Annotated in this window: 16 protein-coding genes, 3 tRNA genes, 1 riboswitch and 1 other annotated feature; of the genes, 5 read left to right on the top strand and 14 right to left on the bottom strand. The window is 33.8% G+C overall.

The annotated features are described in order from the left end of the window. Nucleotides 1–6,531, bottom strand: a 6,531-nt coding sequence (locus ACNDLV_RS02235; protein WP_498882921.1) for a MiiA motif-containing surface protein, incomplete at its 3' end; no start/stop codon positions are given. 346 nt (nucleotides 6,532–6,877) lie between these two features. Here ACNDLV_RS02235 and ACNDLV_RS02230 point away from each other — a divergent pair. Both ACNDLV_RS02230 and ACNDLV_RS02225 read left to right on the top strand, forming a co-directional pair. Next, nucleotides 6,878–7,555, top strand: coding sequence for an amino acid ABC transporter permease (locus ACNDLV_RS02230; protein WP_006587132.1), 678 nt, complete (start codon nucleotides 6,878–6,880; stop codon nucleotides 7,553–7,555). Next, nucleotides 7,555–8,289 carry an amino acid ABC transporter ATP-binding protein gene (locus tag ACNDLV_RS02225; RefSeq protein ID WP_034530317.1) on the top strand — a complete coding sequence of 245 codons (735 nt, stop codon included), beginning with the start codon at nucleotides 7,555–7,557 and terminating at the stop codon, nucleotides 8,287–8,289. Before ACNDLV_RS02230 ends, ACNDLV_RS02225 begins: the two co-directional genes overlap by 1 nt. 41 nt (nucleotides 8,290–8,330) lie before the next feature. Here ACNDLV_RS02225 and ACNDLV_RS02220 read toward each other — a convergent pair whose 3' ends face one another. The 5 genes from ACNDLV_RS02220 to ACNDLV_RS02200 form a co-directional block, all read right to left on the bottom strand. Beyond that, complete coding sequence (locus tag ACNDLV_RS02220) at nucleotides 8,331–8,963, bottom strand: DUF421 domain-containing protein (RefSeq protein WP_006587134.1); 633 nt, start codon at nucleotides 8,961–8,963, stop codon at nucleotides 8,331–8,333. Nucleotides 8,964–8,972: 9 nt separating this feature from the next. Beyond that, complete coding sequence (locus ACNDLV_RS02215) at nucleotides 8,973–9,416, bottom strand: DUF3290 domain-containing protein (protein ID WP_006587135.1); 444 nt, start codon at nucleotides 9,414–9,416, stop codon at nucleotides 8,973–8,975. A 60-nt stretch (nucleotides 9,417–9,476) separates the two neighbouring features. After that, complete coding sequence (locus ACNDLV_RS02210; RefSeq protein WP_006587495.1) at nucleotides 9,477–9,998, bottom strand: GNAT family N-acetyltransferase; 522 nt, start codon at nucleotides 9,996–9,998, stop codon at nucleotides 9,477–9,479. Between the two features lie 105 nt (nucleotides 9,999–10,103). After that, a complete protein-coding gene (locus ACNDLV_RS02205) occupies nucleotides 10,104–10,661 on the bottom strand; it encodes a TetR/AcrR family transcriptional regulator (RefSeq protein WP_006587137.1) in 558 nt (185 codons plus the stop codon). Between the two features lie 97 nt (nucleotides 10,662–10,758). Continuing rightward, the gene (locus tag ACNDLV_RS02200) at nucleotides 10,759–11,427 is read right to left on the bottom strand and encodes a hypothetical protein (protein ID WP_022091283.1); all 669 of its coding nucleotides are present in this window, start codon (nucleotides 11,425–11,427) and stop codon (nucleotides 10,759–10,761) included. Between the two features lie 216 nt (nucleotides 11,428–11,643). On the opposite strand from ACNDLV_RS02200, the gene ACNDLV_RS02195 reads away from it, so the two are divergent. Continuing rightward, complete coding sequence (locus ACNDLV_RS02195) at nucleotides 11,644–12,999, top strand: amidohydrolase family protein (RefSeq protein ID WP_006587496.1); 1,356 nt, start codon at nucleotides 11,644–11,646, stop codon at nucleotides 12,997–12,999. Nucleotides 13,000–13,009: 10 nt separating this feature from the next. Next, nucleotides 13,010–14,332 (top strand): uracil-xanthine permease family protein, encoded by a 1,323-nt coding sequence (locus tag ACNDLV_RS02190; RefSeq protein ID WP_006587140.1) that lies wholly within the window; start codon nucleotides 13,010–13,012, stop codon nucleotides 14,330–14,332. Between the two features lie 56 nt (nucleotides 14,333–14,388). Here the strand turns inward: ACNDLV_RS02190 and ACNDLV_RS02185 are convergent, their stop codons facing one another. The 3 genes from ACNDLV_RS02185 to leuS form a co-directional block, all read right to left on the bottom strand. Continuing rightward, the gene (locus ACNDLV_RS02185) at nucleotides 14,389–15,249 is read right to left on the bottom strand and encodes an alpha/beta hydrolase (protein ID WP_006587497.1); all 861 of its coding nucleotides are present in this window, start codon (nucleotides 15,247–15,249) and stop codon (nucleotides 14,389–14,391) included. A gap of 55 nt (nucleotides 15,250–15,304) precedes the next feature. Further along, nucleotides 15,305–16,951 (bottom strand): putative polysaccharide biosynthesis protein, encoded by a 1,647-nt coding sequence (locus tag ACNDLV_RS02180; RefSeq protein ID WP_034535771.1) that lies wholly within the window; start codon nucleotides 16,949–16,951, stop codon nucleotides 15,305–15,307. A gap of 90 nt (nucleotides 16,952–17,041) precedes the next feature. Further along, nucleotides 17,042–19,456 (bottom strand): leucine--tRNA ligase, encoded by a 2,415-nt coding sequence (gene leuS, locus ACNDLV_RS02175; protein ID WP_006587499.1) that lies wholly within the window; start codon nucleotides 19,454–19,456, stop codon nucleotides 17,042–17,044. A 35-nt stretch (nucleotides 19,457–19,491) separates the two neighbouring features. Then, nucleotides 19,492–19,675: a binding site (T-box leader), on the bottom strand. A gap of 64 nt (nucleotides 19,676–19,739) precedes the next feature. Here leuS and ACNDLV_RS02170 point away from each other — a divergent pair. Continuing rightward, nucleotides 19,740–20,390: a phosphatase PAP2 family protein gene (locus ACNDLV_RS02170; RefSeq protein WP_022091285.1), complete on the top strand. Its 651-nt coding sequence runs from the start codon at nucleotides 19,740–19,742 to the stop codon at nucleotides 20,388–20,390. A gap of 21 nt (nucleotides 20,391–20,411) precedes the next feature. On the opposite strand, the gene ACNDLV_RS02165 is transcribed toward ACNDLV_RS02170, so the two are convergent. The 5 genes from ACNDLV_RS02165 to ACNDLV_RS02145 form a co-directional block, all read right to left on the bottom strand. After that, a complete protein-coding gene (locus ACNDLV_RS02165; protein ID WP_006587145.1) occupies nucleotides 20,412–21,857 on the bottom strand; it encodes an MDR family MFS transporter in 1,446 nt (481 codons plus the stop codon). Nucleotides 21,858–21,869: 12 nt separating this feature from the next. Continuing rightward, entirely contained in the window at nucleotides 21,870–23,063 is a 1,194-nt protein-coding gene (metK, locus tag ACNDLV_RS02160; protein WP_006587146.1) for a methionine adenosyltransferase, read from the bottom strand. Next, nucleotides 23,061–23,139, bottom strand: a riboswitch (SMK box riboswitch). It overlaps the preceding gene by 3 nt. A 72-nt stretch (nucleotides 23,140–23,211) precedes the next feature. Continuing rightward, nucleotides 23,212–23,284 (bottom strand) — tRNA-Val (locus ACNDLV_RS02155). 5 nt (nucleotides 23,285–23,289) lie between these two features. After that, a tRNA-Glu gene (locus tag ACNDLV_RS02150) sits at nucleotides 23,290–23,361 on the bottom strand. 86 nt (nucleotides 23,362–23,447) lie between these two features. Then, nucleotides 23,448–23,538 (bottom strand) — tRNA-Ser (locus tag ACNDLV_RS02145). Between the last annotated feature and the right edge of the window lie 24 nt (nucleotides 23,539–23,562).

Genomic DNA, 23,562 nt, shown 5'->3' with positions numbered 1-23,562 from the left:
TTTATCTCCTACTTCTGTCTTCGTTACTTCCACGTTAAGCTTTTCAGCTAGTGTTTTAATTTCGTTAGCTAAGTTTCTCTTAGCTTCTTCAATCTTTTCTTTAGCTTCATTCACTTCGCTTTGTGTGGCATCAGAATTATCTAATACATCTTGGCCTGCTTGAATTGCTTCATCATAAGCTTCTTTAGCTTTAGTTGAGGCATTCTTATTAGCTTCTTTAACTTCTGGTGCCTCTTTAACAAGTGCTTCAAGTTCACTTTTATCTGTTTCTTGACCATTTAATGCATTCTTAGCATTACTAATTTCAGTCACTAAAGTATCAACAGATGATTGATCAATTTTTGTATCACCCAGAGCTTTACTACCTTTATTTACTGTTGTAATATAAGCAGTTTGTAGTTCTCTATCAGCATTCTTATATTTAACGCTTTCCATCACATCGTTAGCTTCATCAACTAAAGGCTTCAAGGTATCAAATGATACATTACTAATCAAGTTAATCTTCTTCACACCAATTTGTGAACCATCTTCAAACTTAACTACTGCTTCATCCCCGCTAAAGGTAATATCATCAGTAGCCTTTGGGTTCTTAGCCTTGATAGCATCAATAATCTTTTGAGCATATGGATTAGTTGAATCTTCCAAATTATCTTGATAGTACTCAGGTACAACAGTCTTTTCTGGCATTATAATTTTACTTGCTTCACTATCGCCAAAACCGGCCATGGCTTTTTGCAAGGCATCATTAGCATCATTTACTTCTTTTTGAGTCGCATTGTCTTTCTTTAAAATGCTATCAGCATCGCTATATGCCTTGTCAAATGCCTCTTTAGCTGCGGCAGTCCCTAACTTGTAACTGTCTCCATCCTTTAATTCAGTTGCATTAGTATAGGTAGCACGCAAGCCGTCCTTATTAGTTTCAGCACCATCTAAAGCATTCTTAGCCTTGGTAATATCAGTTACTGCTTGTGCGACATCTTCTTTAGTTGCACTATCACTAGTTAAAATATCATTACCATGACTAATTGCAGTATCATATGCATCTTTAAGTTCATCGTCAGCATTGTAGTATTTTGCACTAGCCTTAACAGTATCTGCTTCTTCTACCAATGGGCGAAGTGCTGATTTGTCGACATCTGTTACAGTCTTGGATTTATCTAAACTAGTAGTTGAACCATCTTTCATAATGACAGTAACATTACCCTCATTATCAACCTTAACAATATCAACATTTTCATCAGCTGATTTAACAGCATCCCTAATCTCACTCTTAAAGTCATCAGTTAAATTACTCTGAATACTCTTGGGGACTTCAACTGGAGTTACTGCTCCCATCTTTGTAGCTTGACTATCGGATAATGCTTTAATAGCTTCATCCAAAGCTGCATAAGCATCATCAACCTCTTTTTGGGTAGAACTATCATTATCTAAAACAGCTTTAGCTCTATTAGCCGCACTATCTAAATCAGTCTTAGCTTTCGCAGAAGCATTAGCATAAGTTGAGCCAGCTTTAACACTATCAACAGTTCCGTAAAGTATTCTAAGTTGCTCTTTATTAGTATCTATACCATTTAAATTATTTTTAGCGGTCTGAATATTAGATACTTGTTCATTAATTGCTTCTTGGCTATCACTATCACGGTCTAACATAGTTTGACCAACTGTGATTTGATCAGTATATGCAGTTTGCAATGCTGCATCTGCATTGTAGTATTTTGCTGTTCCCTTTACACTAGGCGCTTCATTAACTGCATTTACCAAGGCACTCTTATCTACATCTTTAATAGTTTGGCCTGAAGTTAATTTAGCGATTGAGCCATCAGTAAAGGTTATAATTGCACTGCCATCTGAAGCTACAGCAACTTGTTCTATTTTACCTTCATTAGCCACTTTAATAGCATCTTGAATTTTAGCTACATAACCAGATTCTTCAGTAATATTACCTTGTATACCCTTAGGAACTGCTACCCTCTCTGGGGCAATAATTGCACTCGCTAAGCTATTAGATAAGTTTTGCATCGCTTCATCTAAAGCGGATTTAGTATTATTTACGTCGTCTTGTGTAGCAGTCGCTTTAGCTAAAGTTTCTTTAGCCTGATTATATGCTTCATTGAATTTCTCTTTAGCATTGGTTGAAGCATTATTAACAGTATCAGTATCTTTGATTCCAGTTGCTTGGTCAAAACTTGCTTGAAGTTGGCTCTTATCAACATTAGTTGTAGTGTAATCATTACTTACAAAACCCTTAGAACCATCACTAAATTCGACCGTAGCATTTCCTTCATTATCAACAGTTACTGTTGTATTTGGATTCTTTGCTAAAACCTTATCATGAATACTTAAACTTTCTTTTTCAGTAATGTTAGTCTTGTTACCAACTGGAGTTCTTTCAACATCTTTATTAACTTTACTTTGAGCCGTCTTAACCGAATCAGCCATGGTTTCAAAAGCAGTCTTTAAGGAGTTAGTAGCGTCATCAATTTCTTTTTGACTGGATTTTGTCGAATCAAATACTTCTTGTGCTTTAGTCAACGCAGTATCAAAGTCTTGCTTAGATTGAGTCGAAGCATTCTTATAGATATTGCCATTTTCCTCTTCATTTTTGGCATTAGCTATTGCATCTTTTAAGGCATCTTTAGTCGTATCTTTAGTTGTCTTAGACTTATCAATTACAACCGTTGTACCATCGCTTAAATGAACAGTTACATTACCATAAACATCACTTTCAACACTTGAAGCATTAGGATTTACTTCTCTTACAGCTGCTTCAATCTTGCCTTTTTCATTATCCTCTTCTTTAGTGTATAGTTCACGGTCACGTCCTACGGCAATTTGAGTTGTTGGCTGCTTTACTTTACTTGAAGCGGCTTTAATGCTTTTAATTAAATCACTCATAGCTTGTTCAAGTTCACTAGCTGCTTTATCAACATCTTCTTGTGAAGTTGGATTATCATTAGCGGCATTAGCATTAGTTAATTTTTCTTCAAAGTTTGCTCTTGCTGCATCAGTTGCTTTATCATATTCAGTTTTATTGCCCTTAAGATCATTAGCAATTTCAATATCTTTTTGTAAAACACTCTTATTAACTGCTCTAACTGTAAACTTCTTATCAACGTGAACTTTTGAACCATCTTTCATGGCAACAACTGCACTACCTTCAGCATCAATTGTAGTAGCATCAATATCAACTAAAGTTTGACCATCATCACCTTTATTACCTTCAGCGATCTTTGACTTAATAATTGTCTTTTCTGAATCAGAAACATTATCTAAATTAATTACCGGAGTCAAACCAAAGCCGTAATTAAAGTTAACTTGAGCATTAGTTGCGGCGCTTACTAATCCCTTAACTGCATCATTAATGCGCTTAGTTGCGGCATCAATTTCATCCTGTGTAGCTTTGTCATTGGTATAAACTACTTTTCCTGCTTCAATTGCATCGTCATATTCTTTTCTTGCAACAGCTGTTGCAGATTCATAAATTTTAATGTCTTGACCATTATAATTTACAGTTTGTTGAGTTTTAACATAATCTTCAAGATCAATTGCATTCTTTAAAGCAGTTTTATCAGTCTCTTTTATGGTATATCTACTATCAATTGGAACACTCGAACCATCTTTAAATTTAACGTTTACACTACCATCATTATTAGTAGTAATTTCTAAAATATCTGGATCTGTGTTAACCTTTTGCACTTCAGCCTTAACTTTATCTTTTTCACCTTCAGTTAAGCTTTCTTTATCACCAACAGGAGTTTTATTAATGGAAAGATTAATTTTACTTGCAGCTTCATCAGAACTTTCTTGTAAATCACGCTTTGCTTTTTCAATAATCTGAACCATTGTATCGACTTCTTTTTGAGTAAAGGTATCTTCATTATAGACCCCACTACCAGCATTAATTGCTTGGTCATAAGCCTGACGAGCTTCATCAGAAGCAGTCGTATATGGTTCGGTCAATTTATAGCTTGGAGCTTCATCTAGCAATTCCTTTAAGGCTTGTTTATTAGTTTCATAACCATCAAGCATTGATTTGGCATTTTCAATTGCATCAGCTAAGGTATCTACTTGATCTTGGGTTAAGGTTGGATTTTCCAAGCCATCTAATCCATCCCCAATAGTGCTATCATATCTGCTTTGAGCACCTTCACTAGCATTAATATATAGGCCAGTCTTATGAATACTCTCTTGTTCATCAGTCAATTGTTTAAGCCTGGAAGTATCTACTTCTTTAGTAGTTACTGTGTTTTCAAAGTATTTCTTAGAACCATCTTTAAAGACAACATTTGCAGCACCTGGATCATTAACAGTAACTGTATCAACTACATCTGGATTTGCTTGTCTAATCTCATTTTCAACTTTACTCTTTAGATTGCGAGTTAATTGTTTTTGATAATAAGCTTTAGGTATAGCTACTTTTTCTGGGTTATTAGCAAAGAAGGCTTGACTTTTGGCTAATAAATCTAAAGCATCTTGTAATTGTTTAACAGCTACATTTACTTCTTCTTGAGTAGCTTGGTCATTATCAATTACTTGCTGTGCAGTAGCTAGCGCTTCTTTCAGAGCATTTTGACCAGCAGTAGATCCATTAGTATAAACTTGGCTTTCTTTAGTAGAATTGCCTTTTGCATATAAATCTTGTAATTGCTGCTTGTCAGTTACTTTACCATCAAGTGCTTTTTTAGCATTGGTAATAGCTGTAGTTGCTGTATCAACCATTTCTTGACTTGCCGTTGTGCTGGCAGAAGCTTCTTGTCCATCTGCTTTTGTCTTATCATAATTGTCTTTAGCATCTTGACTGGCATTATAGTATTCTGGTGTTCTAATAGTATCTGAATATTCACTTAATGCAGAATTTAATGCTGTTTTATCAACGTCTTTAACTGTTTCATCTTTAGATAGTTTAGCAATAGAACCATCTTTAAAAGTAATAACAACATTTCCTAAATTATCAACTACAACTAAATCAGCATTTTCATTTGCTTCTTTAACTGCTTCAACTATCCGATTCTTATATTCATCGTTTAAGTTATCACGATAAGCTTCTGGAACGGGAGTCTTAGTTGGAGCTTGCACATCTTTTGCCTGACTGTTACTTAAACCACTAATTGCATCATTTAAGTCACTAATTGCCTTATCAACGTCTTCTTGGCTAGCATTTTCATCATTTAACACATCTTTTGCCTTTTGAATTGCTAAATCCAATGCTGACTTGGCAGCGTTAGAAGCATTTCCGTAACTTTCTTTCCCCTTTTCCTCTTCAGCTTTCTTAATTGCTTCTTCAAGACCAGTTTTATTAGTTTCCTTACCGTTTAAAGCCTCTTTAGCTACTTTAATTTGGGAAACTTGACTATCTATTTCATCTTGGCTAGCTGTATCACTATCATATAATGACTTTCCATCGGTTAAAGCTTGGTCATATGCAGTCTTTTTACTACTATCTGCATTAATATAAACAACTTGAGTTTTAGTTGTAGTTCCATCTTTAATTGCTGCATCAAGTTCCGATTTATCAACATCTTTAATTGTACGATCACTTGTAACCTCTGCCTTAGTTTCTCCAGGGAAACTAACAGTTGCATTCCCTTTAGAATCAACTGTCACATCTTGAGCATTAGGATTAGCCTCTTTAATAGCAGCAATGATTTTTTCTTTATATTCTGTAGTTAAGTCTGTCTGATAGGCCTTAGGAACGGGTGTTTTAACTGGATCCTTAACAGAATAAATAGCCACTGGGACGTCTAAAGTTCTGGTGTAAGTTGCACCACCTTCACCACGCATTCCCCAGGCTCCACTACCATTGTAGGTAATATTTAATTTGGCAGTCTTTTGACCAGTAGTTTGAGTATCTAACTCTCCCCATTCGATTTTCATTGCACCTTTTTTAACAGTATTATAATTAGCTAAAACCGTTGATGGATCAGGTAAACTAGCACCAGGTTCAAGATTAAGTCCCTTTTTCGCTACTTCGGTTAATTCAGGTGCTTGATAAACTTTGAAATTATTATAATTTATCCCATTACCTAATTTTGATGAGTAAGACGCTACAATTACAGTATTAGTCCCTTGAGTAATATTGTAATTTAGTTGAGAAAGAGTTCTTCCATAATCTTGTTTACTATAAATATAAAAAGTAAAGTTCTTTGTCCCATATGGACTCAAAGTAATATCACTTAAAGGCAGATAGTCAGTTCTTGATGAAGTAGCATCTAACGTAGGATAAGTAATTGAAATAGCTGATCCATCATTTAAAGTAAATGAACTACCATCTGCTGAACTAATTCCAACATAACTAGTAATTCCTTGAGCACCTGAAATATTTTGCTGACTTGTAAATAAGGATTGTTCACTATTTGCTGTATTTTCAGCTCTAACAACTACAGAATTATGCTGTATATTAGTAATTCCCCATAATAAAGTAGTTGACAATAAAACTGAACAAAGCCCAATTGTTGTCTTTCTAAATGACCAATTTTGCCGTTGTTTGGCAGATTTAAGAGTTAAACGTTTCCTTATATTGCTAAATTTCATATTTCTCCCACCTCAAAAAACATATATTGGTTCGTTAATAATAATTTAATAAATAATACAAATATATATGTAATAGTTAAGTTAAATATATTTTGCACGTTTTTAAATATAACCATTCACAATTTAAGTATACTACGTTTTTGACACCGCTTTCAAAGATATTAACTTGTTGAAATGTAATTTAATCTATCGTTAATTTATTTTTATTATTTATATTTTTACTTTAAATTTACTAGCATTATATTTGACTTACTTTTAGTAAGATGATAGATTGTTAAAAGAGTTTCTAACAAAAAGTAATTGAATTTTATTTAAATACAAAAATAATATATAGAAAGGATTAATCATGTGGGAAATTATTAAAACAAGTGTCCCAGAAATATTAATCGCTGGATTAAAATATACAATTCCAATTGCAATTATTTCTTTTATATTAGGAATCATAATTGCATCTATCACCGCTTTAATTCGAATGTCTACTCCAAAAGGTAATCCATTAAAGAAAAGTCTTTGGCAACTTCTAAAAGGCTTTTTTACTTTTTACGTTTGGATATTTCGCTCTACTCCATTATTAGTTCAACTATTTATAGTCTTTTATGGCCTACCTAGTATTGGCATTCAATTGGGAGCCTGGACTGCCGGTATATTAACCTTCTCTTTGAACACTGGGGCATATGCTTCTGAAACAATTCGTGCTTCTATTTCATCAGTTCCTCAAGACCAGTGGGAAGCAGCTTATTCTATTGGCTTAACATATCGAAAAGTTTTAAGTAGAGTTATCTTCCCTCAAGCCGTAAGAATTGCAATCCCACCTTTATCCAATTCATTTATTGGCTTAGTAAAAGATACATCTTTAGCTAGCTCTATTACCTTAGTAGAAATGTTTATGGTCAGCCAAGAAATTGCTTCTCATAACTACCAACCAATGATTATGTATTCAATTGTTGCCATTATTTATGCAATTTTCTGTTCTTTACTTTCTTTATTGCAGCTATATCTTGAAAGACGCTTTGAGGTGAAATGATGCTTAAACTTACCAACATAAATAAAAGTTATGAAAATAACAAAATTTTAGACAATATCAATGTTGTTTTTCCCAAAAATAAGACTACTGTTATTTTAGGCCCCAGTGGTGCCGGGAAATCCACACTTCTTCGCTCTATAAACTTATTAGACCAACCTGAAAATGGCACAATTGAATTAGATGATATAAAAGTAAACTATAATGAAAATTTATCAAATAATGAAATCTTACAACTTCGTCGAAAAAGTGCCATGGTTTTCCAAAGTTGGAGTCTATTTCCTCACATGACTATTCTAGAAAATATAATTGAGGGACCTACTCAAGCCAAAAATGAAAATAAAGATCAAGCAATCCAAGAAGGTAAAAAATTACTAGCCGAAGTCGGATTAGAAGGTTATGAAAATCGTTATCCATCAGAATTATCCGGTGGACAGCAACAGCGCGTATCAATCGCTCGCGCTTTAGCATTAAAACCTAGTTATATCCTATTTGATGAACCTACAAGCGCACTGGATCCAGAACTTGAAGCTCAAATTTTACACTTAATGCAAAAATTAGCCCTAGAAGGCAAATCAATGATCGTTGTAACTCATAATATGGATTTTGCTCGCAAAGTAGCTGATAAAGTGATTTTTTTAGAAAAAGGTCACGTCATTTTTGATGGAGAATGCAAGGACTTTTTCAACAATAATAACCAGAGAATACAAGATTTTTTAAATGCTATGAAATTTTAAATATGCAAAAAGGTCAACCTTTATTTTAAAGGTTGACCCTTTTATTTAGGGTAGCCTACTATACGTAAACGCCCTCGAATATATTCAGCTAAATAAACATCCACTGCATTATTAATTCCTTTTTGTTTCAACTGCTCATTTAGCCATTTTTCATCTTTATGAATTAAGTCCAAAACATCATGATTTACTTGCCCATCATTAATTACTGGGAATTTAACATTACTTTCGTTATTTTCAATAACCACAAATTGTCCATTGGCATCAACAAAAGCGCTTTTCACTTGGCTAGTGTCATTAATTCCATTAGCTCGTAAGCGCATCATGATTTCATTTGCAGTTATACCATTTTTGACACATGTTTTTACTTGAATTTGTCCATTTTTGATAATGTTAAACGGTTGCCCATCTATTAAAATTCGCGCTAAACGTAAACGAGCCTTCAAAACATAAATAACAAAAACAATTAAAGTCCAAATCAATAAAATAATTACAAATTGAATTACAGTTATTGATTCGTTATAAATAATCCCACCGATAATTCCACCAAGAACAAAATTCTGAATTTGATCAATTGGAGATGAAGGTGCTAAATTTTTCTTGCCAAATAAATTAATTTGCAAAATCAGGCAAAGCATACCGATTGCAAATTTCAAAGTAACTGTAGTATAGTCCATCTTATCCTCCTAATCATGATATTTTACTTGCTTGGAAACTAAATGAGTTCTAACCAAACTATAACTTGCTGCATCAGAAGATAATGTTACACGATAAAAACGATCTTGGATCTTAACAATAATTCCATCAGCAAGTTGTGAAGAATTAACATATACGTTCTTAGTTTTAACGTTATTTTCTCTAGCAACCGATTTAATAAATGGAGCCATTTGTGAGGTCTTATTACCTTGTTGCCTAGACTGATTATAATTTTCAACTTGCCGAAAAACCTGAATAGAAATAAATAAGCCAAAAATAATTGCAAAATCGCGATATTTTATATCGTAGTTATGCCGAAAATAAAAAATGACTGCCCAAATAAGGAGGATAATTGAAACAACAATTGATCCCATAATCAAGGTCGAATTAAAACTTTCTTGGTTTTGAATATAATCAAGCGAATAAAAATCCATTTTCTTTTCTCCTTTGCATAGCCTTATTATAACAAATAAAAAAATCGCTCAAACGAGCGACTATAAATCTTTTTTTAATACTTTAACAGTTTGCGCATAGTGTCCTAAAGGGAAAGCATTATTACTAACGGCAACAAAATTATTTTCTTTAAAGAAATTCAATGCTACTTTATTTCCTTCCCAAACTTCTAACCAGACTGTTTGTTTTTCAAGTTTTTGAGCCAAATTTAGTACAAAGTCCATTGCTTTTTGACCTAAGCCTTGCTTTTGATATTTAGGCAATAAATATAATCTTTGAAGTTCAAAATCGTGAAGGTACTTTTCATTAGTTACTGATTTATCCCAGTTCACCTTGAAATATCCTGCTTTTTCGCCATCAACTTCAATAAAGTAAAATCTTGAACTTTCAGATGAAAGCTCCTTCCTCAAAATAGCAGGATTATAAGCTAAATCAAGGTACGCCTCTATTTCTCCTTTATCATAATATGGAGAAAAAGTGGCCTTAAAGGCATCACATGATAAATTTACTAAATAATGTAACGCTCGTTCACTTTTTTCAACAGGGATAATCTCAAAATTCATTTAAATAACCTTCAATGCTGCTTATCTTAACTAATTTATTAGTATATGATATAAGACTCTGTATTAAATCTCAACACAAGCTTAACTAATTCAAAATATTTTAAATTAATTACGATGATTTTCTTCAAAAATTGCACCTGGTAACAACCCTAAATGAATAATAATATCAGCCATTTCTTCTGGACTTTCTTTTTTGCCATTCATTAGCCAATATTGAGTTACTCCAAATAAGCCATTAGCAAAAATCAACGCTGCATAATTCAATTTAGTCTTATCCTTAATTTTTAAAGACAATAACTTTTGCGCCTCTTGATACATTCCCTCTTTAAAAAGGTTTTGAATTTCAAGAGAACCATTATATGAAAGAAGTCCTTTTAATAATAAGTCTTGATTACCAATATGTCTAAAGTAAGTTGTAATATAATTTTTATCTAAAAACTTATAGTGGGCCTGTAATTTTGAAAGTTCATCAAAAATTTGATTTTCGTATTCTTCAATTAATTCAATCTTATCTTGATAATGACTATAAAAGGTTTTTCTAGTCGTATGTGCCTGTTGAGCTAGATCAATCACAGTAATTTCATCAAAGCTTTTTTCATCAAGTAATTCCCCCATTGCCCGATAAAGTTTTTGCTTTGTTTTTACTACTCTCGCATCCGTCATAAAAAATCCTCCAGTCCCACCTTGAACTAAACAATAGTCCTATTATTTTTTATAGATATTTTACTATTATTAAATGCAAAATAAAATTGGACATTCATTAATTAGTGCTATTTACGTTAACATATTTAATTACGTGTTTTACTTCTGATTGGTTTTGAGGTCGATTAACGACAAATATAATCTGTCCTAATTTAGCTGAGCCAATTTCAATAAGAGATGACATATTGGATCCATCATAAAAATGCACATTCTTATTCTTATCTATTGAATAATACACTTCTCTATCGTCTACTTTAACTTTATAGACAGTTCCTTTATTCATAAAAGCTGAGATACCGTTACTACTTGAAACAAGATTAATATTAAATTGCTTGTTTTTAAGAGCATTATTCCAAAGTGCTAAATAATTAGGATTATGGATACTTTTACTTACAAAACTTACAACACATACACCAAATTGATAGCAATTAAGTTTTTTCAAATCAGTATTATTTTTATTAACTAAGGTATTTACATTATTGATCGTAACATTTTCTACATTATCATCTACATTAATTATTAAATGTTGATTTTTTACATTATCCTTTGCCGATGGAGCCACTTTTTTTGTGTTATTGCTAACCTTTGTCGTTTGTAAAGTCTTCGAATTTTCCGATGATATATCGTTAGTCTTAACAATATATACCGTTCCTATAACTAGAACAACTACTATCGCAAGTAATCCAATTATAAAAGTTTTATCTAGCTTAAATTTTGCTTTTTTCATTACTATTCCTCCACCAAAAGCCAAGTGTTTCAGTATATACCATTATACCGATTTATAGCAAGGAAATCTTTTGAGTAATCAAACTGAAAAGAAATTACAATATGATTCTTCCTCATTAATCACGTATATTATATTTACTTTAATTAAAAATGGTTTGTATTTAGTCCTAAATTAAATGTATAATACACCTATAAGTTATTAAAAAAAAGAGCAAATATGAACATAAGCAAATATATACTAGCAAATATTTGCCATCCTCCCGAATATGGCAAAGTGGAGTTCACAAATCATGCATTAATTGGTTTAGATAGAAGTGGAATCATTCAGTTTTTACTTAAACCCACTGACGCAACCTATCAAGAAAAGCTTAAACAAGCAAAAAAGGAAGAAAGATTAATAGCTTTTGATGATAGTAAGTTGATATTACCAGGCTTTATAGATTTACACATCCATGCCCCACAATGGCCACAAGCTGGTGTGGCGCTTGATAGTCCTCTTTATGATTGGCTTGACAACTGTACTTTCCCTCTTGAGTCTAAATACTCAAATCCCGAATTTTCAAAAGAAGTTTATAACAACTTGGTTGATACTCTTTTAGCTCATGGGACAACTACTGCACTCTATTTTGCCTCAGCTAATAAAAATACAAGTCTTAGCTTAGCAAAAATTTGTGCAAAGAAAGGACAGCGAGCATTTGTCGGAAAAGTGGTAATGGATAATCCCGATCAAACACCTGACTATTATCGTGATGAAAGTAGTCAAGCTGCTTTGTTAGAAACAGAAGATTTTTGTAAAGAAGTTGAAAAACTAGCTCAAAATACCCTGCAAGGAATTTATCCTGTCATCACACCCCGCTTTATTCCTAGTTGTACTGATTCAACACTCAAAAATTTAGGAGAATTAGCCCAAACACATAACTACTACGTTCAATCTCATTGTAGTGAAAGCGATTGGGAAGACAGCTATGTTTTTAATCGGTTTGGAAAAAGTGATGCAGAAATGCTTAAAAGCTTTGGCTTATTAGGTCCAAGAAGTATTATGGCACACTGTGTAAAATTAGATACCACTGGAGCAAATATTTTCGCTGAAACAGGTACCTCAATTGCTCATTGTCCAATTTCTAACGCCTATTTTGCTAATAGTGTGTTACCTGTAGCAAAATTCCAACGGTTAGGAATAAATATCGGTTTAGGGTCCGACATTTCTGGAGGATTTAGTCCAAGTATTTATGACAACTTACGCCAAGCAGTCATTGTATCAAGATTGTTAGAAGATGGTGTCGACAGTTCCTTACCTAGTGAAAAACGTGGTAAAGCAAATAGTCGCATCACTCTCGCTAAAGCCTTTTGGCACGCAACAGTCGGAGGTGGTCAAGCTTTAAAACTAAAACTAGGATTATTTAAAAAGGACTATTCTTTTGATGCTCAAGTTATTGATTTATCAACCTTGCCAACTTATGGTGGCTTTGATAATCAAGATAGTTTATGGCAAAAAGCACTATATTTAACAAATTCACCATCAATTAAAGCAGTTTTTGTTCAAGGAAAAAAGGTATATCAAAATCAACTATAAGGAGTAAAAAATGGCAAACAAAAACGGTAATTTAACCATCGGTCCAGATCAAAATGTTCCAACCTCTCAAGCAATTATTTTAGGATTGCAGCACGTCCTAGCAATGGATGTTTATGTTCCTCCATTTATTATTGCGACTAGCTTAGCACTTTCTAGTAGCGATGCTTCTGGGTTAATTCAATCAACATTTTTAGGTGCAGGATTGGCAACACTTGTACAAGTGTTGTTCTTTATGAAACTTCCAGTATGTCAAGGTCCATCGTTTGTTCCAATTGGAGCTATAATTGGAATTTATCTAGGTACAAGTGGAAAAATGGGTAGCGTTCTAGGGGCATGTTTAGTAGGTGCTATTATTGTTACTCTTTTTGGTTTTTTAGGTGTTTACCAGTGGATAGTTAAAACTTTTATTCCTCCACTAGTCAGTGGAACAATCATTACAATTGTAGGACTTAGCTTAATTCCTTCCGCTTTAAAAGACAATATTTATACCGTGACAAAAAATGGTCCTTCTCTAAGTCAAAATATTACTTTAGCAATTATTACTGGTATTACCTTAATCTTCTGTTCCATGATTTCCGATTATTTACCAAAATGGGGTAAATTCTTCAGAATTGCTTCAGTTATTATCGCTTTATTTGTTGGTTGTGTTTTTGCTTCATTTATGGGCGTTTTAAATTTATCTTCAGTTAGTTCAGCACCATTATTTAGCATCCCTCATATTGCCTTTATTAATTATCATTTAAGTTTTTCTTGGTCCACAATTCTCACCATGTTAATCATTTATATGGTTCTTCTTGCAGAAACTACCGGGACTTGGTTTGCAGTAAGCTCAGTTATTGATGAACCACTTTCTGATAAGCAAATTAACCATGGAGTTATTGGTGAAGGTGTAGGTTGTATTTTAGCAGCACTTGGTGGTGCTACACCAGTTACTGGTTACTCTACAAATGCCGGTGTTATTTCAATTACTGGAGTAGCAAGTAGAAAAGTGTTCGTTTTTGCTGGTGTTTGGTTTGTTATTCTGTCTTTCATTGGAAAACTCTCCGCTTTAATCAATGCTATTCCAGCTGCTGTTATTGGTGGCGTATTTGCCATTGTAACTATCATTATTATGTTAAGTGGTTTTAGAGTTATTAAGAATTATGATTTTAACGAACGTGAAATGTATGTTGTTGGTATCCCACTTGTATTTGCTTTAGCACTAATTTTCTTACCTAGTTCAGCAACAACACATCTTCCTCAATTTTTAAAGTTCTTATTTGACTCCCCTGTAGCAATTGGTGCTATTATTGCAATTATTATGAATAAGGTTTTACCTGAAAAGAATGCTTAAAGGATGCGTAAAAGGGATGATGCGTAAAAACATCATCCCTTTTAGTATGCAATCAATTATTTATTCCATAAAAACTTAATCAACACCTGATCTACTTGTTTATTTTCATGAAGCTTACTATGTTGACCCATTTTCCCTAAAATTTCTTTTTCTGTATAGGATTTAACATGAGGTGCAATTAAATACTTGAGTGAGCGTGAAGATACATTTGATACTATACCATCAGAATTACTTCCATCATTTAAATTACCATAAATATTTAAAACTGATACCCCTTTAGGATATAGAGATCTCATCTTTAGCAATTCCTTGTAAATATTATTCATTTGTTCAGGCTTACCATCATGATTCAAGGTAGTATAAGAGGTTTTATCATAGGCAATAATCCCATTGAAATGGCCTGCTATATCTACCTGTTTTTCCAACTTAGGCAAACTTTTTCTTTTTCCATAATCCATCAACAAGTACATAATACTCATATTTCCCATTGAATGGCCTACTAAATTCATTTTCTTATAATGATATTGCTTTTGTACAGCCATAATCGCTGCATAAGCATACTTAGCATCTGTATGATAATTAGTATTTTCGTTATCCAAATATCCAACTTTTACAATTGGATTTTTTGCTTGCTTAGAAATAGCATTTTGAATATGAGCTACTCCATTTGAATCAACTATTACAGTCAAGACATCTTTAGTAACACCAGCTTTTTTAGCCGCATTTACCATCTGCTTTTCAGCATTAATGCTTGAACCCCAACCATGAAAAAAGAAAGTAACTACTCTTTTATCAGCTTGTTTAGCATTTGTAGCAGGTACGCTACTAGCGCTTTTTTCTGCTTTTTTTGTTGAAGAGCAAGCCGTCAAAGTTAAACAAGCTACTATACAGTAGAATATCTTTAGTATTTTCTTCATCATTAATTACTCTTTTCTATTAACTTACAAAAAAAGCCCGCACTTAGGCAGGCTTTTAGTGTTTAGGATTATAGTAATTGATATGTAATTTTCTTTCTAATTTGCTAATTTTAGGTCCTAAAATACTATGCGCTAATCCGCTAATTAAAGCTAAGAACGCATAAACTAGAATTCCAACTCCAACACAAATTCCAACCAGAATCATTGCAGTAACTCGGCGATCAGCCGGAATGAATCTTCCCAGAATAAACTGTAAAGCAAAAATTACTATAAACATTATTGCTGAAAAACTTACGATTCCAATAAAGCGACGCTTCGTTCTTTTAAAGTTGAAATGAAAGGCTACTTTTAAATGCTTCAATGAAAGCAAAATTGTAAACATAAAAGCTAAATCAGTCGCAAGTAATGGCCCATTAATCTGGAACAAGCGGATAAGTGGATATTGGATGATACATTTAATAATTAAGCCAACTACTAAATATTTTATGGCGAGTATGTTTTCTGATAATCCTTGTTGAACAGCCATCAAAACAGTAAATAGTCCTAAAATGATAGCTGTAAATGATGCAATGAATAACACGTTGCTACCCACAGGATCAAAACCATAAAAGATAGTATAAATTGGAGTACTAATAGCTGCCATCCCGAAAGCAGATGGAATCATAAAGAAAAAGAATAACTCTAATGTGTTTTCAATTTGTTTCCGAATATCCTGATAGTCTCTTCTTGCTCTAGCACCTGATAAAAGTGGTATTGCAGTAACTGCCATTGCTGTTGACAAAGAGACAATAATCATAATCAGCTTATTAGCATTTAGTCCAAACAAAGCATACATACTTTCAATTTGGTCAAAACTAGCATGTACAAAGCTAGCCATGATTGGATGGAATGTATATTGATCCACTAACTGAAAAATGTTAATTCCTGAATCAATAATAATAAAAGGAATAGATTGTTGTACTATTTCTAATAATAAGCTATTAGTCGAAACTTGAAGTTCATTATTAGAATTTTCAACCAAATCATCCATTTCTCTTTTTTGCTTTTGATAATAGTAAACCAAAAGTAAAATTCCAAACATCGCACCAATTGCCGCAGCTAAATTAGATTGGGTAACTGCTCGCAAATAATTTCCGTCTTGCATCTTCATAATGACATATGCAGTCATAAGCATCCATGCCACTCGAGCAAGCTGTTCAATAAACTGCGATAAAGCACTCGGCATCATATCATTAAACCCTTGAAAATACCCACGCATGATACTCATTAAAGGAATAATTAATATTGCATAAGATAAGCTTTTTAACACAGGAATTTGTCTTGGATCTTGTCCAGCTAATATTGGAGCCAGTCCAAACATTAAGCCCGCACAAACAATTCCAAAGCCAATCATTAAGAGCAAGCCACGATGAAATAATTTACGAGATACGCCATACTCATTTAAAGCATTATATTTGGCTATTTGCTTGGCAACTGCACCAGGAATACCTGCAGTTGAAACTATTATAAATAAACTATAAATATTATAGCTTTGTGCAGTTATGGCATTAGCTAAATTACCATCTTTCCCCATCCATGCATACCAAGGAATAATGTATAATGCACCTAAAATTCGTGAAAGAATCGAACCAGCTGTCATCCAAGCAGAGCCTTTTAAAAGTTGGGCCTGAGAATCTTTATTTTCTATATTTTTATTTTTCATACTTTTTCCCATTCAAGAATGTTATGTATTAATTCTACTATCTAAAAAATACAATCTAATAGAATTAGCTCTATTTAGGAAAAAATTAACCTATTTAGCCACAATATTAACAATCTTGTTTGGAATTACAATAACCTTCTTTACATCCTTACCTTCAAGGAATTTTGGAACATGGTGATCTGCCATAGCAGCTTTTTCAAGTTCATCTTTTGCTGCATCTTTTGCTGCTGAAAACTTACCACGTAACTTACCGTTAACTTGAACCATAATTTCAACTGTTGATTCAACTAATTTTTCTGGATCAAATTTTGGCCATTCAGCATAAGAGATACTTTCGTTGTGACCCAAAACTTGCCAAATTTCTTCCATCATATGAGGAGCAACAGGTGCAAGCAATTTTACAAAGCCTTCTGCATATTCCATAGGGATTGTTTTAGCCTTTTGTGCTTCATTTACAAAGACCATCATTTGTGAAATAGCAGTATTAAAGTGTAAGCTTTCGAAGTCTTCGGTAACTTTCTTAACAGTTTGGTTGTATATCTTGTCTAAACTGCCATCATTTTCTTCAACTACTTTATCGCTAACAATTGGATCTAAGTCTAAATCATTTACAAATAAACGCCATACCCGGTCTAAGAACTTTTTAGTTGAAGCTGGACCATTATCATCCCAATCAATTGAAGCATCTAATGGCCCCATAAACATTTCGTAAGTTCTAAGTGAATCAGCACCATATTCTTCAATTACTTCATCAGGGTTAACAACGTTACCCTTTGATTTGCTCATCTTATCATGATCTTTCAAGATTAAACCTTGATTGTATAGACGTTGGAATGGTTCTTTAGTTGGCACAACACCCAAATCATAAAGAACCTTGTGCCAAAATCTAGCGTATAACAAGTGACGCACAGCATGTTCTGCACCACCAATGTATAAGTCAACTGGTAACCACTTCTTAAATAATTCATAGTCACCTAACTTTTCATTGTTGTGTGGATCGACATAACGTAAGTAATACCATGAAGATCCAGCCCAATTAGGCATAGTATTAGTTTCGCGCTTACCTTTTCGACCATTTTCATCAACAACATTTACCCAATCAGTTAAGTTAGCAAGAGGACTTTCCGGAGTTCCACTTGGCTTGATATCAGTGGCATGTGGCAATACTAATGGTAACTCATCTTCAGGAACTAAAGTAGTTTCACCATCTTCCCAGTGAATTACTGGAATTGGTTCACCCCAGTATCTTTGACGACTGAAGTCCCAGTCACGAAGTTTGTAATTAACTTTAGCTTCACCTAAGTTATGTTCTTCAAGGTAGGCAATAATCTTCTTCTTAGCATCTTCAATATTCAAGCCATTTAAGATATCACTATTTACGTGTACACCATCATCGACAAAGGCTTCTTTATCCAAGTCGCCACCTTCAATAACACGTTTAATTGGTAAATCATGCTTTTTAGCAAATTCATAATCTCTTTGGTCATGAGCTGGAACTGCCATAACAGCACCAGTACCATAGCTTGCTAAAACATAATCCCCAATCCAAACTGGTACTTCTTCACCATTTACAGGGTTAATTGCAAATGCTCCGGTAAATACACCGGTCTTATCCTTGTTCAAATCAGTTCTTTCAAGATCTGACTTAGATTCAACTTCTTTGATATAAGCTTCAACAGCCGCTTTTTGTTCAGGAGTGGTAATTTCCTTAACAAGTGGATTTTCTGGAGCTAATACAGTGTAACAAACGCCATATAAAGTGTCTGGACGGGTAGTATATACTTCAAAGTTCTTATCGCTATCTTTAATCTTAAAACGAACTTGAGCTCCTTCAGACCGACCAATCCAGTTTCTTTGCATTTCCTTAACTGGTTCTGGCCAATCTAACTCATCTAAGTCTTCTAAAAGTCTATCAGCATAAGCTGTCATTTTAAGCATCCATTGGCGCATATTACGACGGTATACTGGATAACCACCACGTTCAGTTTTGCCATCAACGATTTCTTCGTTAGCTACAACTGTCCCTAAATCTGGAGACCAGTTAACTGGAACTTCTGCTTCATAAGCAAGTCCCATCTTATACATTTGTTCAAAAACCCATTGAGTCCACTTATAGTAATTAGGATCACTAGTCTTAACTTCACGGTCCCAATCATAAGAAAAGCCCAACATATTAAGTTGTTTCTTAAAGTTAGCAATATTTTCATCAGTTACAACTGCTGGGTCTTGTCCAGTCTTTAAAGCATATTGTTCAGTTGGCAACCCAAATGCATCCCACCCCATTGGGTGAAGCACGTTGTAGCCTTGTGCGCGCTTCATTCTTGAAACAATATCAGTTGCAGTATATCCTTCTGGGTGACCTACGTGAAGTCCTTTACCAGATGGAAATGGGAACATATCCAAGGCATAATAATTTTTCTTCTTTGGATCTGTGCCGGTTTTAAAAGTATTATGTTCTGCCCAATACTTTTGCCACTTCTTTTCAACTACTTTGTGGTTATACATAAATACCTCCTAAATAAAAAAGTCCTATGAAAAAATCATAGGACGAAACATCGCGGTACCACCTAAGTTCCATGAATAAACATGACACTCAATAGTATCTTAAAGCGATACCAAACTACGGGCTCGTAAAAAGGCGAGTTCAAAATCCTACTTAAAGTCTTTCACCAACCGACTTTTCTCTAAACAAGCAGTTAATTTTTACTACTCCTTACCCTTTATTATCTTATTGACAATAATTATAATTTACCACATAAGCTTAATTTTAACAAAGGTGAATATTGATATGAAAGAAAAAAATAATCTTATTCGTTTTAGCATCTTAACCCTCTTTTCTTGTGCTTTTTATGTATTTTGGGTATTCAGTGTTGCTTATCAAGCAAGTTTTATTAAAGGGTTCGACAAACTATTTATAAGTTTAATTGCTAATCAAAACAAAACTGAATTATTTATTTTGAAGCATTTAACAGTTCTAGCTAATACTCCTGTAGTCATTGGATACACCGTAGTCTTAGTAATATTTTTACTTTTTAAAAAGAAATATGCATTAGCAAGTTTTAGTACTTTTGTAATGGTAACTGCTAATGGAAATAATTGGCTATTAAAGCATATTGTCCAGCGTCCACGTCCAACAGTTCCACATTTAGTAAAGGCAACTGGTTATTCATTTCCTAGTGGACACTCAGCTGGAAGTATGTCAATCTGCCTAGTTTTGATAGTAGTTGTCATCGTGTTAATGAAAAAAGGTATATTGAAGCGATTATTATTAATCACTCTCCCAATACTTCCTTTCATTATTGGAATGAGTCGTATTTATGTCCACGTTCATTATCCAAGTGATGTAGTCGGTGGATTTATTGAAGCAATAACTTTCTTCTTGTTAGGATTATTAATATTTAGAACTAAAATTACTCAACAAAAAAAGGTGCGTGATTAATCAAATCACACACCTTTTTTGTTATTTCTCTCTATAAGTTTGATTAATTATTAATGCTAATATAATCACAATAAAACTCGTAATATAAACACTCTGCAAGCTGATATGTAAAACATTTCGCAAGTCTGGTATTAAATTACTTGCCAACTGATGTACCTTTTGTGAGTTAACCACCTTATTCATCATCGACATATTTAATTTGGGATATTGAGCCAACTTATTAGCCATTACACTATTAAAGACAATTCCATAAATTGAAACCATAATAGTTTGACCTAAATATTTCATAAGAGTATTAAAAGCAGTAGCCACTCCTATATTCTCTTTACCAACAATTACCTGACTTTTAACTTGGGTAGTTGTAGTAATTGCACCAAATGTTAGACCATGGAAAAAAGTAATAGTACAAAATACCCAAAATGGAGTATATCTTGGTATTATTATCAAACTTAAATTTGCTATAAGTAAAAGTACTATTGAATATGCAATTAACTTTTTAGAACCTAATTTGGTCATTAAATTACCTACAACAAATGAGCCAACCACCCACATAAGCGCACTAGGTGTTACTGCAAAACCTGCAATAGATGCTGATAATCCATTTATACCTTGCATCCACGTTGGTAAATAAAACTCTAAGCCTATTACTACTCCCATAATAAGTAAAGTGATTGCATTTTGAGCAACAAACTCTTTATTTCTAAACATTTCAAGTGGCATAAGTGGATCGGCTGCCTTTTGCTCAGCTTTCTTAAAAAGTACCAAAGATGCACAACTTAAAACTATTAAAATCCCTAAGATTAAGATTGAATACTTTTCACTTAGCCCTTGTAAAAAGAGCATAAATGCTAATAAAAAGCTAACTAAAAAAATTGTCCCTTGAAGATCCAATTTTCCTTCTTTAGGAGTAATTTCTTCTTTAAAGAAGAAGCTAATTAATAAAAATGCCAAAATTCCAAAAGGTAAATTAATATAAAATACCCAATGCCAAGTAAGATGTTGAACAATAAATCCTCCAAGTAGTGGGGCAATTACTGATGCTAATCCCCAAAAACTTGAATTTAGACCTATCATTTTGGCACGTTTATTTAGGGGATACATGTCAGCAAGCATTGTAATTGCAACTGGCTGAATCGCACCAGAACCTAACCCTTGAACAACTCTAAAAATAATCAATTGGAGCATATTTTGTGAAAGCCCACATAAACAAGAGCCAAGTACAAAAACAAAAATTCCAAATAAAAATACTGGTTTTCTTCCAAAACGGTCAGCCATTTTACCATATAATGGAGTTGAAATTGCAGTCATTAACAAAAAGGTTGAAACAACCCAGTTCATAATTTCTAGTCCATCTAAATCAGAAACAATGGTTGGCATAGCAGTTGAAACAATAGTCCCCTCAACTGCACTCATAAAAGTAGTCAAAAAGATAGCAAAAGTGACAATCGCAATTCTTCTTTTTCCCATTTATTTGACCTTCTAATTTTCTTTAATAAAGTCTAAAAGAGCTTGGGTTTTATCGGTTCTTTCCCAAGGTAAATCAATATCAGTTCTGCCGAAATGTCCATAAGCAGCAGTTTGACGGTAAATCGGGCGTCTTAAATTAAGCATTTCAATAATTCCTGCAGGTCTTAAATCGAATACTGCCCTAACAGCCTTTACTAAAACATCATTTGCTACTTTACCAGTTCCTTCTGTATCAATTCGAACAGAAACAGGGTGGGCTACTCCGATGGCATAAGCTAATTGAACTTCACATTTTTTGGCAAGTCCAGCCGCCACAATGTTTTTGGCAACATATCTAGCTGCGTAACTAGCACTACGATCCACTTTAGTCGCATCTTTACCAGAAAAAGCACCACCACCATGACGTGCATATCCACCATATGTATCAACAATTATCTTTCTACCAGTTAAACCAGAATCTCCCTTAGGACCTCCAATAACAAATCGGCCAGATGGATTAATTAAATATCTTGTATCGCTATCAAGTAACTTTTCAGGAATAACTACTTTAATTACATCTTCAATCATTGCACGCTTAATTTCTTCATTTGAAACTTCAGCATCAGTTTGAGTAGAAATAACAACAGTATCTACTCGCTTAGGTTGATCATTTTCGTCATATTCAACAGTAACTTGAGCTTTACTATCTGGTCTAAGCCAGTCAAGAATATGATTTTTTCTAAGTTCCGCAACCTTTCTCATTAATCGGTGAGCTAAAGAAATTGGCAATGGCATCAATTCAGGTGTCTCATCAATTGCGTAACCAAACATTAGCCCCTGATCACCTGCGCCAATTTTATCCAAGATATCAGAATCTTTGCTATCTCTAGTTTCAATAGAATGATCGACCCCTTCAGCAATATCTGGGGATTGTTCATCAATATCAACCATAACAGCACAATTATTACCATCAAATCCAAGACTTGGATCATTGTAACCAATATCTAAAATTGTTTGGCGTACAACACTCTGAATATCAACATATGCAGAAGTGGAGATTTCACCAAAAACAAAAACCATACCAGTAGTTACAATAGTTTCACAAGCAACACGACCATTTGGATCTTCTTTTAAAATGGCATCTAAAACAGCATCAGAAATTTGATCAGCAATTTTATCTGGATGTCCTTCTGAAACTGACTCTGAAGTAAATAAACGTTTTTCCATAATGTCCCCCTATAGACAAGCTATTCGGTTACAAGGCATCTTCGTATAACGAATCCTATCAGGACTTGAACCGATCTGATAAATTTAACAATTTGTTCCTAAGGTATAAAAAAAGAACCACCTAAATGGTGGTTCTCTTTAGGAACTATGGAGGATACAGGGCTCGAACCTGTGACCTCCTGCTTGTAAGGCAGATGCTCTCCCAGCTGAGCTAATCCTCCATAAATGACCCGTACGAGATTTGAACTCATGTTACCGCCGTGAAAGGGCGGTGTCTTAACCACTTGACCAACGGGCCAGATCTCTCGAGCACGAATATTAATATACCAAATTTATTGATAATTGACAAGTCTTTTTTTAAAACTTTATTCGCTTTCAAGTTAACGGAGTGTGAGGGATTTGAACCCTCGATACAGGTTAAAGCCCGTATACATGATTTCCAATCATGCTCCTTCAGCCACTCGGACAACACTCCATTACTCCGGTTGCCAGATTCGAA

The organism is Lactobacillus fornicalis (assembly GCF_055362665.1).
The sequence above is the reverse complement of the archived record's forward strand: the minus strand, read 5'-3'. Positions and strand labels throughout refer to the sequence as shown.